At 62.0% G+C, this 14673-nt stretch carries 16 protein-coding genes, 1 tRNA gene and 1 riboswitch; of the genes, 5 read left to right on the top strand and 12 right to left on the bottom strand.

The genetic code is table 11. The features are described 5' to 3' along the window. Positions 1-85: 85 nt before the first annotated feature. The 5 genes from cobO to ACFWXH_RS10855 all read right to left on the bottom strand — a co-directional run bounded on the left by cobO (position 86) and on the right by ACFWXH_RS10855 (position 3675). The gene (cobO, locus tag ACFWXH_RS10875) at positions 86-700 is read right to left on the bottom strand and encodes a cob(I)yrinic acid a,c-diamide adenosyltransferase (RefSeq protein WP_379120057.1); all 615 of its coding nucleotides are present in this window, start codon (positions 698-700) and stop codon (positions 86-88) included. Between the two features lies 1 nt (position 701). Next, the gene (gene cobU, locus ACFWXH_RS10870; RefSeq protein ID WP_379120054.1) at positions 702-1211 is read right to left on the bottom strand and encodes a bifunctional adenosylcobinamide kinase/adenosylcobinamide-phosphate guanylyltransferase; all 510 of its coding nucleotides are present in this window, start codon (positions 1209-1211) and stop codon (positions 702-704) included. After that, positions 1204-1977 carry a CbtA family protein gene (locus ACFWXH_RS10865; protein ID WP_379120052.1) on the bottom strand — a complete coding sequence of 258 codons (774 nt, stop codon included), beginning with the start codon at positions 1975-1977 and terminating at the stop codon, positions 1204-1206. The genes cobU and ACFWXH_RS10865 overlap by 8 nt, the downstream gene beginning before the upstream one ends. Before the next feature lie 16 nt (positions 1978-1993). Beyond that, positions 1994-2173: a CbtB-domain containing protein gene (locus ACFWXH_RS10860; RefSeq protein ID WP_379120050.1), complete on the bottom strand. Its 180-nt coding sequence runs from the start codon at positions 2171-2173 to the stop codon at positions 1994-1996. Positions 2174-2206: 33 nt separating this feature from the next. Next, positions 2207-2401: riboswitch (cobalamin riboswitch) on the bottom strand. 74 nt (positions 2402-2475) lie between these two features. Continuing rightward, positions 2476-3675 (bottom strand): MFS transporter, encoded by a 1200-nt coding sequence (locus ACFWXH_RS10855; protein WP_379120048.1) that lies wholly within the window; start codon positions 3673-3675, stop codon positions 2476-2478. A 237-nt stretch (positions 3676-3912) separates the two neighbouring features. Here ACFWXH_RS10855 and ACFWXH_RS10850 point away from each other — a divergent pair, with 237 nt between their 5' ends. Both ACFWXH_RS10850 and ACFWXH_RS10845 read left to right on the top strand, forming a co-directional pair. Next, a complete protein-coding gene (locus ACFWXH_RS10850; protein ID WP_379120046.1) occupies positions 3913-4902 on the top strand; it encodes a DUF1624 domain-containing protein in 990 nt (329 codons plus the stop codon). Then, entirely contained in the window at positions 4899-5369 is a 471-nt protein-coding gene (locus ACFWXH_RS10845; RefSeq protein WP_379120044.1) for a methyltransferase family protein, read from the top strand. The genes ACFWXH_RS10850 and ACFWXH_RS10845 overlap by 4 nt, the downstream gene beginning before the upstream one ends. Positions 5370-5416: 47 nt before the next feature. On the opposite strand, the gene ACFWXH_RS10840 is transcribed toward ACFWXH_RS10845, so the two are convergent. Genes ACFWXH_RS10840 through ACFWXH_RS10830 form a run of 3 tightly spaced genes read right to left on the bottom strand, consistent with a single transcriptional unit; the run spans position 5417 to position 8441 of the window. Next, entirely contained in the window at positions 5417-6730 is a 1314-nt protein-coding gene (locus ACFWXH_RS10840) for a homoserine dehydrogenase (protein ID WP_379120042.1), read from the bottom strand. Positions 6731-6777: 47 nt separating this feature from the next. Beyond that, positions 6778-7995, bottom strand: coding sequence for an LL-diaminopimelate aminotransferase (locus tag ACFWXH_RS10835; RefSeq protein WP_054308080.1), 1218 nt, complete (start codon positions 7993-7995; stop codon positions 6778-6780). Between the two features lie 41 nt (positions 7996-8036). Further along, on the bottom strand, positions 8037-8441 hold the full coding sequence (locus ACFWXH_RS10830) for a hypothetical protein (RefSeq protein WP_379120040.1): 405 nt from the start codon (positions 8439-8441) through the stop codon (positions 8037-8039). Positions 8442-8565: 124 nt separating this feature from the next. On the opposite strand from ACFWXH_RS10830, the gene phaC reads away from it, so the two are divergent. Continuing rightward, positions 8566-10398 (top strand): class I poly(R)-hydroxyalkanoic acid synthase, encoded by a 1833-nt coding sequence (phaC, locus tag ACFWXH_RS10825; RefSeq protein ID WP_379120038.1) that lies wholly within the window; start codon positions 8566-8568, stop codon positions 10396-10398. Between the two features lie 213 nt (positions 10399-10611). Next, complete coding sequence (locus ACFWXH_RS10820; RefSeq protein WP_379120036.1) at positions 10612-11913, top strand: D-Ala-D-Ala carboxypeptidase family metallohydrolase; 1302 nt, start codon at positions 10612-10614, stop codon at positions 11911-11913. A gap of 8 nt (positions 11914-11921) precedes the next feature. On the opposite strand, the gene ACFWXH_RS10815 is transcribed toward ACFWXH_RS10820, so the two are convergent. Continuing rightward, positions 11922-12332, bottom strand: coding sequence for a hypothetical protein (locus ACFWXH_RS10815; protein WP_379120034.1), 411 nt, complete (start codon positions 12330-12332; stop codon positions 11922-11924). Positions 12333-12377: 45 nt separating this feature from the next. Then, a complete protein-coding gene (locus ACFWXH_RS10810) occupies positions 12378-12641 on the bottom strand; it encodes a GNAT family N-acetyltransferase (protein WP_379120904.1) in 264 nt (87 codons plus the stop codon). A 255-nt stretch (positions 12642-12896) separates the two neighbouring features. Here ACFWXH_RS10810 and ACFWXH_RS10805 point away from each other — a divergent pair. After that, positions 12897-12971, top strand: a tRNA-Glu gene (locus tag ACFWXH_RS10805). A gap of 86 nt (positions 12972-13057) precedes the next feature. Here the strand turns inward: ACFWXH_RS10805 and ACFWXH_RS10800 are convergent. Next, positions 13058-14155 (bottom strand): helix-turn-helix transcriptional regulator, encoded by a 1098-nt coding sequence (locus tag ACFWXH_RS10800; protein ID WP_379120902.1) that lies wholly within the window; start codon positions 14153-14155, stop codon positions 13058-13060. A gap of 129 nt (positions 14156-14284) precedes the next feature. Further along, entirely contained in the window at positions 14285-14671 is a 387-nt protein-coding gene (locus ACFWXH_RS10795) for a MerR family DNA-binding transcriptional regulator (RefSeq protein ID WP_054308087.1), read from the bottom strand. Between the last annotated feature and the right edge of the window lie 2 nt (positions 14672-14673).

The raw sequence follows: 14673 nt of genomic DNA, 5'->3' as shown, positions 1-14673 counted from the left end.
GTTCGGACGCGCAAAGGACGCTCTAACACTTTTAAGCTGCACATCGTGCTTTCCGAAAATCGATTCCGATTTTCGGGCCGATGCGCTAAAATTCTATTCCCTGCTGCGCTTTCACGCCGGCGGAAAAATGATGCTTGGTCGCCCCCATCTCGGTGACGAGATCGGCAGCTTCGGTGAGCGCCGGCTTGGCATTGCGACCGGTAACGACGACATGCAGATCATCGCGCCGCCCCTTCAGCACAGTCACGACACGGTCGATATCCAGATAATCATAGCGCAGCGCGATGTTGAGTTCGTCCAGCACCAGCAGGCTGATTGAAGGGTCTGCCATCAGCTCTTCCACCTTGACCCAGGCAGCTTCGGCAGCGGCGATGTCTCGCTTCAGGTCCTGTGTTTCCCAGGTGAAGCCTTCGCCCATTGAATACCACACCAGTTGATCGCCGAAGGCCTTGAAAGCGTCCTTCTCGCCGGTATGCCACTTGCCCTTTATGAACTGCACGACACCGACACGCCGGCCGTAGCCCAGCATGCGCAGCGCCAGTCCGAAGGCCGCCGTGGTCTTACCCTTGCCAGGCCCGGTATTGACGATGAGCAGCCCTTTCTCGATCGTCTTTTGCGCCACCTCGGCATCCTGCACCGCCTTGCGCTTGGCCATCTTGGCACGATGGCGCTCGGCTTCGCTCTCATTGATTCCGGTCATGTCATTTCACCTTGAGCGGCAGGCCGGCAACGGTCAGCACCACACTGTCGGCGACCGCTGCGACCTGCTGGTTGAGACGCCCGGCGGCGTCACGGAAGCGGCGTGCCAGCGCATTGTCCGGCACGATGCCAAGGCCGACCTCATTGGACACCACGAACCACGGGCCGCGTGGTTTCGACAGTGCGGCCTTCAGCTTCGCGCATTCGGCCTCCACGTCATGCTCAGCCAGCATGTGATTGGTGAGCCAGAGCGTGAGGCAATCGACCAGCACCGGACGCCCTTTGGGCAAGCGCTCCAACGCCCCGACGAGGTCGAGTGGCGCATCCACCGTTTCCCAGCCTTCGCCACGCCGAGCACGATGATGCGCGATGCGTTCGCGCATCTCATCGTCATAAGCTTGGGCGGTCGCGATATAGGTCCACGGCGCCGGCAGCGCCGTAACCAGCTTTTCGGCATGCGCGCTCTTGCCCGAGCGCGCACCGCCGATAACCAAGGTCAGGCGATCAGGCAAAGCTGTCGCGAAGGCTCGCCGACTGCCCGGTGAAACGACCGCGCACGACGCCGACGACAACGCCCAGCACAACCCAGAACACCAGGTTGGTCAGCGTGACCGCCACGACGAACTGGTGATGCAGTCCTTCCGGGATCGGCGTGTCATAGCTCTCCGGCTGCGGCGCGCCCACGACATGCGGCGCGACAATCAGCACGATGGCGAGCACCGTCAGCGGCAATGAGCGGCGGAAGGCGATCAACGCCAGACCGATGGCCGTGGCAGCGACGGTGGAAATCCACCAGACCTGCCGGGGCAGCAGTTCGGCAGCCGGCATCGCCGGCAGCTCCGGCGGCAGGCCGAGACCCGGTGCCAGCGTAAAGACTGCAAAGCCGGCAAGCCCCCAGAACACACCCTGGCGCCAATTGCCGATGCCGCCGGCGAATTCCGAGAACGCAACAAGGATCAACGCGAAACCGATGCCGGTGACGACGTTGGAGAGCACGTTGAAGGAGAAGCGTTCGACGCCATCGGCAGGCGCCCAGCCTTCCTCTTCCTCGGCCGGAGCGGCGGTAGGAGCCGGCGCCGAGCTCATCGCATTGGTGCCGGCATCGGCTGCGGGTGCCGCAGGCGCGGCCGCATGTTCGTGGCCGCCCGCGGCCTGCTCATAGACTTCCGCCTTCAGGATCAGCGGAACGGTTGCGTAGGCCTGCAGGCAAGCGAGAACAATGCCGGCCAATAGACCCGCGATCGCCGCGACGAACACGACGTTGCGAAAAACAGACATGACGGGTTCCCCCTGGTTAGTGGCAGGGGAACGCCATCGAGTGGCGCGCGTCGTGGGCAGCGTTGTGGACGGCTTCGATATGCGAGAAGCCAGTGAAGCCGATGACGAAAATGCCGAGCAGACCGGCAAGTGCCAGCTGCAGGAAACGCGACTGCGAGGAGGCCGAGGCGCCGAGAGAAACGGAAGCGGTATTCATGGTCTGTCCTTTCGCCCTCCACCCGAGGGCATTACCGTCATTGCTGTCGCCGGCAGGTCTCCTGGCTTGCGGATCAGCGCCCTTCCCCACCTTCCCGAGGCAAACCTCAGTGGCATTGGAGAGGACTACCGCTCACAGTTGCGGGGGCAGCCACGGCTTCGGATGGATTTCCCCTTCCCCACCGTATTCCCTCTTGGTCCCGAAGGGACCGACGACAGGCGGACTATAGAAAGAATCGCAGCGTCCGGCAAACCAAATTCCGCCATCTACGGATGCGGAAGCGTCATTGCGGCAGGCGGTCGTTACATCGACTTTGGCAGATATCGCCAGGTGACAAGCGCACAGACGGCAGCAAGGCAGCCCAGTGTGGCGAAAACGGATCCCAACCCGAAGAACGTCAGCACCACGGAATAGACCAGCGGCGGCGTCAGTTCCGAGAAGTCGAGATAGGTGCGATAGACCGCAGCCATCTGCGACCGCTCATAGGCACGCACCGATCGCATGAAGGCGGTGGAGCCGATGGCGTCGAGCGCGATGGTGAACAGGGCACCGACCAGCAGCAGCCCGGCGGTGGCGAGCGGAATGAGTTCGCCAATGGCGCCAGCCAACCAGAGCGATATCGCCATCCCGATGAAGGCAAGCGTCATCACGTTGCGCGCGCCATAACGCTTGCCTGCCCTGCCCCAGTAAATCGCTGCGAACAGAAGAGCGTTGCCGGCCGAGACCAGCAAGCCGCCGGCGAGTTCGCCCTGGCCGGTAATGACCATGAACAGCGGGCCGTAGACGAAGAAGGTGGTCCAGTAGCAGGACCGGCCGAAGGCGATGAGCCAGGCGAGCCTCAACCTCGGCTGGCTGACGAAGCGCCCGATATTGGCGAACGGATTGATGGGTCGGCTTTTGCCGGGCACGATCATCGGATTGTCGCCCAACCGGTAGTACCAGAACAGCGCAAGCAGACAGAGCGCGAAGACGGCAACCGCTCCGTGCGCGGCATAGATGCCGTAGCGCGTATAGAGGAAGATGCCGAGCGTGGGCCCGCTCGTCCAGGCGATCATCGACCACGCCATGCGCAAGGATTCGGCCTGCATCAGGTCGGTCTTGCGGATATGGTCCATGATGTAGAGGTTGAGCGTGATCGACAGCGCGCTCGCCCCCATCACCCGGCAGAGCATGCCGATGATCTGGCCCGGCAGCGAATGGGTGACGAAGAAGAGCGAGCCGATGGCAAGCAGCAGCGCGCCAGCCGTGTAAACCCATCTGCGCGCGAAGCGATGGATGAGCATCGGCATGAACAGCGTGACCGACAGGCCCAGCAGCGACACGATCGTATAGAGGATCGAGACCGTCTGCTCGTTCTTCAGGATCTCATAGGCCTGGATCGGGATAACTGAGGCGACCGTGGCGCGCGCGCAGGATTCGATGGCATAGAGCGAGGCGAAGGTGCGCGCGTCCGCCGGCTGCACAGCCGGTAGCCAGATCGGATGGCGGACGTGCGTGGACATGAATTCCCAGACTAGCGACTCGCAACGGAAATCTGCGTCGCTGACGGCCGAATCGGTAGCAGGAAACCGACGCACTCATGCCGGAATGCGAAGCCGGCCAACGGGTTTTGAGGGCTGGTACAACGGCGCCAGCGATTTTCTTCCTTTTGAAAGAAGATGCAGTGCATCTCCCGCCCACTCTCGCTTCGCCCGCATCCATGCTAGGCATGGCACGGTTGCAATTTCGAATCCTGCCGCATGAGCCTTGAACAGCAGATTTCCTCCTCCCGACGCATTGCGCTGATCGACGTCTTGCGTGGCATCGCGCTTCTGGCAATGGCCAGCTACCACTTCACCTGGGACCTCGGATTCTTCGGTTACACGAGCCTGGGACTGACCGCGCACGGCCCCTGGAAGCTCTATGCACGCTGTATCGCCTCGAGCTTCCTCTTCCTGGTCGGTGTCTCGCTTGTACTCGCGCATGGCGAGCGCATCCGCTGGCGGGGCTTCTGGATCCGCTTCGCCATGGTGGCGGTGGCGGCGGCTGCGATCTCTGTGGCGACCTATTTCGCCACACCCGAAAGCTTCATCTTCTTCGGCATCCTGCATCAGATCGCGCTGGCCAGCGTGCTCGGCCTTCTGTTCCTGCGCCTGCCTGCGCTGCTGACGCTGGTCGCCGCCGCGCTGGTGGTCGCGGCTCCCTTCTATCTGCGCTCGCCCTTTTTCGATCATCCTGCACTTTTATGGGTCGGCCTCTCCTCGGCCGACCCGCGCTCGAACGACTACGTCCCGCTGTTTCCCTGGTTCGGTGCGGTAATGATCGGCATCGGCGTGGCCAAACTGGCCAAGGCGGCCGGCTTGTTCGAACGACTGGCGACCATTTCACTCAGCCAGACATTTCAGCGTCCCCTCACCTTCATCGGCCGCCACAGCCTGGCCTTCTACCTGATCCACCAGCCCGTGTTGATCGGTTGCGTATGGCTGTTTGCGCAAGCGTGGCCCGCCCCGGCACAAGATCAGAAGCTCGGCTTCACCAATACCTGCCAGGCATCGTGCCAGGACAGCCGCGACGCCGCCTTCTGCGTGCGCTATTGTGGATGCATGCTCACCGCGGTCGAAAAGGACGGGCTGCTGACCGGCATCATGAGGGGCGACCAGTCGGCTTCGGCCAGGACCCGCCTCAGCGATCTCATCAGCACCTGCACGGTTCAGACCGAGGACGCCATGAGCCCGGGGGAACCGCAATGACCGATGCCGTACGCCTGCCCTTTCCGCTACCGCCCGTCATCTTCCTGATCGCGTTGATTGCAGGGGTTGTCCTGGGCATCCTCTACCCCTTGCCCTGGTTCGGCGATGTCCTGGGCGACATCCTGTTCGGCTTCGGCTGGCTGGCGGCATTGGGCGCGGTTGCGTTGTGGTTCGCCGCCATCCGCATGATGTTCAAGTCCAGGACGCCGCTGAACCCAGTGGCCACGCCGACACATCTTTTGACCGGCGGTCCGTTCGGCATCAGCCGCAACCCGATCTATCTGTCGCTGGCAACGCTGGTTGTCGGCATCGGGCTGATCACCGGCAACATCTGGCTCATCCTGCTTGCCTTCGTCGCGGGGCTGGTAACCAGCAAGCTGGTGATCCAGCGCGAGGAAAAGACGCTCGCTGGCAAATTCGGCAAGAAATATCACGACTATGCCAAGCGCGTACGCCGCTGGATCTGAGGCAATTCCCGGCCACGCACCGTCAGATAATTGCTGACGTGCGTTTGTTAGCCGGCCCGCTCGATGCGGATCACTTGCGCCTTGTCGGTCAGGTGACCGTCCTTGGTGATGGCCTCCACCGCCTTGCGCACCGCCGCTTCCGTCGTTTCGTGTGTGACGAGAATGACGGTCTTCTTGTCGACGACCTCCGGCCCGACAGCGTGCTGAACGATCGATTCCAGCGAAATATCGTTGTCGGCCATACGCTTGGCCACGGAAGCGAATACGCCGACACGGTCGTGCACGGTGAGGCGAATGAAGTAGCCGCCGGCATGGCTGCGCATCTGTGCTTTCTTGTAAGGTTTCAGTTCCTTGGCCGGACGACCGAACACCGGTCCGTGCTGGAAGCCGGGCTGGCTCTTGGCGATGTCGGCGATATCGCCGACCACCGCCGAGGCCGTGGCATTGCCGCCGGCACCGGGGCCGGACAGCAACAATTCGCCCAGGATGTCGGTCTCGATAGCCACCGCGTTGGTAACGCCGTGCACCTGTGCGATCACGGAGGCGGTCGGCACCATGGTCGGGTGCACGCGCTGTTCGATACCGCTTTCGGTGCGTTGGGCAACGCCGAGCAGCTTGATGCGATAGCCGAGTTCGGCGGCGGCACGAATGTCGGCCTGGGTGATGTTGGAAATGCCTTCCAGATAGATGTCGTCGGCAGCGATCTTATGCCCGAAAGCCAGGCTGGTGAGGATGGCGAGCTTGTGGGCGGTGTCGTTGCCTTCGATGTCGAAGGTCGGATCAGCCTCGGCATAGCCGAGACGCTGCGCATCCTTCAGGCACGCTTCGAAGGATAGGCCCTCGGCCTCCATGCGGGTCAGGATATAATTGCAGGTGCCGTTCAGGATGCCAAAGACGCGGTTGACCGAATTGCCGGCCATCGCCTCGCGCATCGTCTTGATGACCGGAATACCGCCGGCCACCGCCGCCTCATAGTTGAGCAGCACGCCTTTCTTCTCGGCGATCTCGGCCAGCGCCACGCCATGCTTGGCAAGCAGTGCCTTGTTGGCCGTCACCACATGTCGGCCGGCTTCGAGCGCAGCTTTCACGCTTTCGCGCGCGGGGCCTTCGTCGCCGCCTATCAGCTCGATGAAGACATCGATTTCGTTCGAACGGGCGAGATCGATCGGATTGTCGAACCACGAGACATTGGAAAGATCGACACCGCGATCCTTGCCACGGCTGCGCGCAGAGACGGCGGTCACGGTGATGGTGCGGCCACACTGGCGGGTTAGTTCGGCCGCCTTTTCCGTGAGCACACGCACCACCGAAGCCCCGACGGTGCCGAGGCCGGCAATTCCAACACGCAAGGATTCAGCCATGATGGACGGCCCCTCTTTCTCGGTCTTTCAGGATTGTCTGCGGCAGTTCAGCGATGTGCTGCCAGTGGCACCACATTGTTGGGCTGCTTGGCGGTGGTCGCCAGGAATTTCTTGATGTTGCGGGCCGCCTGCCGGATGCGGTGCTCGTTCTCGACCAGAGCCAGGCGCACGTAATCGTCGCCGTGCTCACCGAAGCCGATACCAGGCGCTACAGCCACATCGGCGTGCTCGATCAGCAGCTTGGAGAATTCGAGCGAACCGAGATGCTTGAACGGCTCGGGGATCGGTGCCCAGGCGAACATCGTGGCGGCGGGCGCCGGGATGTCCCAGCCCGCGCGGCCGAAGGCATCGACCATCACGTCGCGGCGCTTGTGGTAGATATCGCGCACTTCCTCGATGTCGGAACCATCACCGTTGAGCGCCGCGGTGGCCGCGACCTGGATCGGCGTGAAGGCGCCGTAGTCGAGATAGGACTTGACGCGCGTCAGCGCCGCGATCAGCCGCTCGTTGCCGACGGCGAAACCCATGCGCCAGCCGGGCATGGAGAAGGTCTTCGACATCGAAGTGAACTCGACGGTGACGTCGATCGCGCCCGGCACCTGCAGCACCGAAGGGGGCGGGTTGCCGTCGAAATAGATCTCCGAATAGGCGAGATCCGACAGGATGATGATGTCGTTCTTCTTCGCGAAGGCCACCACGTCCTTGTAGAAGTCGAGTGTGGCGACATAGGCCGTCGGGTTGGACGGATAGTTGAGGATCAGTGCCAGCGGCTTCGGGATGGAATGGCGCACACCACGCTCCAGCGCCGGAATGAAGCCGTCATTCGGCTCGGCCTGCAGCGAGCGGATGACACCGCCCGACATGATGAAGCCGAAGGCGTGGATCGGATAGGTCGGATCCGGGCACAAGACCACATCGCCCGGCGCGGTGATGGCCTGCGCCATATTGGCGAAGCCTTCCTTGGAGCCCAGGGTCGCCACGACCTGGGTGTCGGGATTGAGCTTCACACCGAAACGGCGGGCGTAATAATTGGCTTGGGCGCGGCGCAGGCCAGGAATACCGCGCGAGGACGAGTAGCGATGCGTGCGCGGATCGCGTACCACTTCACACAGCTTGTCGACGATGGCCTTCGGGGTCGGAAGATCGGGATTGCCCATGCCCAGGTCGATGATGTCGGCGCCGCGTGACCGGGCACTGGCCTTCAGGCGATTGACCTGTTCGAAGACGTAGGGTGGAAGACGGCGGACTTTGTGAAACTCTTCCATGTTCGTTCCGATCGAGGGGCGCTTGGCGGCGCGCTATAACGTTATTTGCAATTCGGGTCGAGGGCGGGGTCGCACTTGGCCCCAATCTGCTTCAGGGCGTCCTTGGCGTGGCTGGCCTTGAGCTTGTCGAGCTCGGCGGCATCGGCCGCGGCAGCCGGATCACCCGGATGCGCCTGCACGTTGGACTTGGCGGCCGACAATTGCGCCAGCTTGGCGTTCTTCTCGTCTTCGGTGAACTGCGTTGCCGCATTCTGCGGCTTGATGTTCAGATTGGGGAATGTGCCGGTATCCTTTGGCCCGGTCACCGAGCCACCAGACTGTACGGCCGTTGAACGTCCACTGCTCGAACTGGCGCAGCCAGCCATGGCAAGACCGCCGGCAAGAACGAGCGCCAGCGACAACCGCCCTGTGACGGCAATCAGAAGCTGACCAACACGATCCGTCATACTATTTCCCGCAATGGCCATTAAAGCTCACTTTCCCATCATGGGAGAGCAAAAGCATATTGGCTCCTATTCGACCTTGCATGATACTATGTCAAGAAATGGCTAGGGAGGAACCGCGCAAACCATGGCCGACAGACCTGATGCAGGCAAGACGGACGCCCATGAACATCCATCCGTCGAGCAGTATCTGGTAAAGGACCCAGAGCGTTTCGCGCTCAATCTGGCGCGCGTCATCGAACAGGCCGGCAAGGCCGCTTCCGCCTGGGCCGAACCGCGTGAACGCGGCGAGGTGCGCGACAGCGTTGCCGAGCCCATGGCCGACATGGTCAAGACCTTCTCCAAGCTCACCGAATATTGGCTGGCCGACCCCCAACGCGCCCTGGAGGCGCAGACCAGGCTGTTCGCGGGCTATATGAATGTCTGGGCCAGCGCCATCCATCGCATCGGCGGCGTCGAGGACGAGGCCACAGGTGTCAAACCGGAACGCGGCGACAAACGCTTCCAGGACCCGGAATGGGGCAAGAATGCCTTCTTCGATTTTCTGAAACAGGCTTATCTGGTCACCTCACGATGGGCGGCCGACCTTGTCGAACATGCCGAGGGCCTGGACGAGCACACGCGACACAAGGCCGGCTTCTATGTGAAGCAGGTGTCGAACGCGATCTCGCCATCCAACTTCATCCTCACCAACCCTGAACTGTTCCGCGAAACCGTATCCTCGCACGGCGAGAACCTGGTGCGCGGCATGAAGATGTTCGCCGAGGATATCGCCGCCGGCAAGGGCGACCTGAAGCTGCGCCAAGCCGACTATTCGAAATTCGAGATCGGCCGCAACATAGCCGTTACCCCTGGCAAGGTGGTCGGCCGTTCCGACGTCGCGGAGATCATTCAGTACAGCCCGGCAACCGAGACCGTACTGAAGCGGCCTTTGCTGATCTGCCCACCATGGATCAACAAGTTCTACATCCTCGATCTCAACCCGGAGAAGTCCTTCATTCGCTGGGCAGTGGAACAAGGCCATACCGTCTTCGTCATTTCCTGGATCAATCCTGACGAACGCCACGGCACCAAGAACTGGGAAGCCTATATCCGCGAGGGGCTGCAATACGGCCTCGACGTGATCGAACAGGCAACCGGGGAACGCGGCGTCAACGCGATCGGCTATTGCGTCGGCGGCACACTTCTGGCCGCAGCACTCGCTCTCCTGGCGCAGGAACGCGATGACCGCGTCAAATCAGTCACCTTCTTCACCACCCAGGTCGACTTCACCTATGCCGGGGACCTCAAGGTCTTCGTCGACGAGGAACAGATCGCCGCACTCGAAATCGCGATGCGTGGTAAAGGCTTCCTCGACGGCACCAAGATGGCGACCGCCTTCAACATGCTTCGCTCGGGCGATCTGATCTGGCCCTATGTCGTCAACAATTACATGCGCGGTAAGGAGCCTCTTCCCTTCGACCTGCTCTACTGGAACGCCGACTCCACCCGCATGGCGGCTGCCAACCATTCGTTCTACCTGCGCAATTGTTACCTGGAGAACAACCTTTCGCGTGGCCAGATGGAGCTTGCCGGGCGCACGGTTTCGCTCTCCGACATCACAATTCCTGTCTACAACCTGGCTTCCAAGGAAGATCACATCGCACCGGCGCGCTCGGTCTTCCTCGGCTGCCAGTATTTCGGCGGCGAGGTCGACTATGTGATGGCGGGTTCCGGCCATATCGCCGGCGTCGTCAATCCACCTGCACTTGGCAAATACCAGCACTGGACCGGCGGCAAACCGGTTGGACGATTCGAAGACTGGATCGCCGCCGCCACCGAGAACCCAGGCTCGTGGTGGCCACACTGGCAACGCTGGATCGAGGCGAAGGACGACAAGCGCGTGCCGGCCCGGATTCCGGGCAAGACCATGGAAACGCTGGGCGACGCTCCCGGCGACTATGTAAAAGTCAGAGTGTAACAATCTGTAATATGCGGTGAGTTGACCTCTTCGCCAAAGCGGGCGAAATGGTCACGTCAATCATCAATTTGACGCAAATCACGCAAGCTCGGACGATTTCATAAGAAAGCTTGCGAATTTGTCACAGGTCTCGTTTCCGATTGCGGAAACTCGATCATTCGGCGGCGTTCTGGCGCCTGAGATGACGGTTCGGATCGGCTAGCGAGGGGGAATTTGGATTTGAGGGCAAGCAGCTCGCGCTTCGCGAAAGGAGAACGCCGCGCCGTCGTGGCGGCGTTGTGTGCGTTGCTGCTGGCTTCCTGCACCTCGACGGGCGCGCCAGACCTCGGCGTCGCCAATCCGAACTATGCAGCCTCCGACGCCGGAACAAATCCAGCCGCGACCACACGGGGAACTCCGAACACCACGGATCCGGCCCAAGCCGCCGCGGCGACCCCGCAGACGCTGATGACCGCAGAGGGCGACACCGCCCTGCCCGAACAGATTGCCTATCTTCCGTCCGCCAAACCAGGTACCGCTACTTTTCCGCTGACCGCTCCGATCGATGCACAGGCTCTCGTCGGCAACACGCCGCAACAGCTGGTCGCGCCTGAACAAACCGCCCAGCAAACGGCCGCTGCGGCCCAACAGGTCGCGGCTGGCACCACTGCCGTCCTGCCGCAACAAGGCGTTGCGACCAGCCAGCGAGCTGCCGAGCCAGCCGCCGTGGCACCGCAGACAGCCAGCGCTGCAACGCCGGAAATGAACCATCCGGTCTATGTGACGGCTGGCGAAATGCCGGCGGCGCCTGCCAAGCCGGAAAAGAAGGGCTTCCTGGCCTCGTTGTTCGGCTCGTCACCAGCCAAGGCAGCGCCGGTCGCGGAGAAACCAAAACCGATCGTGCCCGCGGAACAAGCCGGAACCAAACAAGCGATCATCCCCGAAGACAAGCCCGCCAAGCCGATCATCACGCTGGCTTCCGCCGAGGCCGGCCAAAAGCAGGCGACGCTGGCTTCCGCGGACAGTTCATCTGCATTCAACAGTCTGCCCGGCGTGCGCAAGACCGCGCTGTTCGAGATCACCCGCCGTTCCGGCACCTACGATGACAGCGATGTCGACCTCAATGAGGACGACGAGGGTGGCTCCTATCAGGTGGCTTCAGCCGCCGGCCTGGCGCGCCTCGCGCCCAACGGCCTGCTGAAACAGACCGAAAGCGTGGATGTTGCTTGTCTGAAACCGTCGCTGGTGCGCGTCTTGAAGCAGATCGAAGGGCACTACCGCAAGAAGATGATCGTAACCTCCGGCTATCGCGACCAAGCCCGCAATGTACGTGCGCGCGGCGCCAAGAACTCGCTCCATATGTATTGCGCCGCCGCCGACATCCAGATTCCGGGCGTCAGCAAGTGGGATCTGGCGACTTATGTACGCTCGCTGCCCGGGCGCGGTGGTGTCGGCACCTATTGCCACACCGAATCCGTGCATGTTGACGTCGGCCCCGAGCGCGACTGGAACTGGCGCTGCCGCCGCCGCGGTTAAGCCACCGTCTAGAAAAATCCCTTCAGGAATGCCGCTGCGCCGTCGGTAATGCCGACGATCTTGTTTGTCGCCTGCCGGTAGAACTTGAAATTGAGCTCGGTTCCGGGCCTGCCATCCTGCCAGTCGGTCAGATGCCTGAGTTCGCTGCGGCCAAGTGGCCGCCTGGCAAGCGCTGTGCGCCTGACCGATATGCTGACACGCGGCGTCTGCCGTTCAATGTCCGCTTGCTTCGCAACCGCCTCCGCGGAAAGCACGATGCCACGCGCAACGAGGCCATGCCCGCCCTCGTTCTCGCTTGCGAACAGAAAGATCGTATCGCCGGCGGCGATGTTCTTACCGCCATACATCGTCTTCTGCGCAGTGAACGCAAAATGCTCCGCTTGCGGATCGGCAATCTCAGCCTTGATCGCGAACGCCATGTCTTTCTCCCCGTCAGCGAGAATAACACGTCCATAGCGTGTCGTTCAGACCGTGCTGTCGGGAGAAACGTACTGCGATTTGCCGAAAAGCGTCAGGCCGCATGCCTCGGCGAGCGCCGCGGAGGCAAGATTGTCGGTTTGGCAACGGTACTGCGGCTCATAACCCTGGCCAAAGGCATGGCGGCTCAATGCACCTACCGCTTTGCGTGCATGTCCCTTGCCCCGGAAAGGCACAAGTGTCACCACACCGATGTCCGCAAGCCGCGCCCCGCTCCAGGGATAGGCACTGGCGGCACGGACCGCTCCGATTCGCGGAGTGGAAAAGACAGTCGGCCCCGTGCAGGTCGATTCCCCGCGTCATCCAGCTTCCTGCGGAAAATCGCCTCCGAAAGCTCCCGTTGACGGCCCAGGCTCGCCCTGGTCGCGATCCTTCCAGGCCAGGTACCGAACCCCAAGGAATCCAGCGCTATCCGGTCTTCTTCGCAAGGGTTGGAAAAAAATGCAGAAAACCCGATTTTGACGGGTTGCCCGCCGCGCACAACGCCACTATAAGCCGCCTTGGCTGCGCCCATCGTCTAGCGGTCAGGACACCGCCCTTTCACGGCGGTAACAGGGGTTCGATTCCCCTTGGGCGTACCAGTTTTCCATACATCGGAGTTGTCGGACCCTGCTGTTTCAATGCAGCGTGGAAGAGTCTTGCATGACTTCAGTGCAGCCGGCGACAGCTAGCCGACGCTTCCAAGATTTCCCGTCAGCACGATGAGATCCGCCTGACGGCTGGCACCTGTCTTGGCAAAGATCGAGCGCAGATGCGCACGCGCCGTTTCGTAAGAAATCGACTTCCGCTCGGCAATCTGCCTCAACCGCATACCCTGACAAAGCAGTACGGAGATCTCGGCTTCCGTCCGCGTCAATCCGAAGGCCTGGCGCAGAAGCTGCGGCTCGGCAGCGCTGCGCCGCTCCGGATCCTCCAGCAGGCAAACGCCGACGGACGGCGAGAAAAAGTCAGGCAGGCTGCCACCCAGCCTCTGGATGCGCATGGCCAGCGGGCGCCTGCCCTCGCGCGCGATGAGGAGCGGACCATCCGCGCCGACGGGGCGAAGCCACGATTCGCTGAGAACGGAGCGCACGCGCTCCCGGATGCGTATGGTCTCGTCGGAGCGGCGCGAGCGCAGCTCCCCATTGCTGACCTGGAGCTCGCTTCCAAGTAGCCGGACCGCGGCGTCGTTTGCACGCGTCACCTTGCCGAAGCGATTGAAGAAGATCGCCGCCACATCCGCCAACTCGAACGCCTCCATCATGCCGGCGACCCGATGCTGCATGGCGCTGCGCATCAACGTCGACGCCATGGTGAGCCGATCGCGCATCGCGCGCAGGACCGAGACCTCCTCCTCGCTGAAGAAATCATCGACCAGCTTGCGGTGCAACGTCATGACCAGCATGTCCTCCGGCGTCGAAAAGGCGACCATGCACGAGCGCCCGATGCCGTGCTTGGCGTGGAAGCGGTAGTAGGGATGGTGTTCGAATTCGTCGCGCGACGTGTATTGCGGCTCGCAGGCGGTGCCCTGCTTCAAAAGATGCGGCACTCCGCGCAAACGCCAGTCGTTTTCATGCCAGCCATCGTTGAAATAATCCTCAAGCGCGCCGCCAAGGCTCTCGGTGGCAATGATCAGTTGAGGCGAACGTTTGGCCACAGGGATGATATTGACGCCAAATGAGCCAGTCGCTTGCGCGACGCTTTCGACGACGTCCTGCCACAGCGATGGACTGAACGTCGCTTCCACTACCTTGTCGAGGGCAAGGTCGAGCCCTTTGAGATCCATGTTCACCGTCGAGCCCCCCAGCTCGCATAGTGCTCAGATCATTGCAGAGACGGTGATGGGAGTACAACGGAAAAGCACAGCGGCGACCCGACGGCTACCAAAGGATGAGATGCGGCAGCGTCCTCAGGTTCAGGTGCTGACACCCAGTTCCACCAGCCGTTCCACACAGGATTCCTCGGCCTGGTCGAGTTCAGCCAGCGTCTCTTCGAGGTCGCGACGCTTCTGGCGCAGAGAATCCCGTTTCTCCTCGATGCGCTTGATCATGAGCTTGAGCTGTCCGACCTCGCCGGGCGGCTCCTTGTACATCTGGATGATCTCGCGGATCTCGGCGATAGCGAAGCCCAGCCGCTTGCCACGCAGGATCTGGCGGATGAGGTGGCGGTCGGAGGGGCGGAATAGGCGCGTACGCCCACGCCGCACCGGAGCGACCAGCCCCTCGTCCTCATAAAAACGCAGTGTGCGCGTCGAGATATCGAATTCGCGCGTCAATTCGGTGATCGTGTAGTATTCCCGCATTG

It is taken from the genome of Mesorhizobium sp. NPDC059054 (assembly GCF_042739215.1).
Classification (GTDB): Bacteria; Pseudomonadota; Alphaproteobacteria; order Rhizobiales; family Rhizobiaceae; genus Mesorhizobium.
Note: the sequence above shows the minus strand (reverse complement) of the source record. Positions and strands in the feature narration are given on the sequence as shown.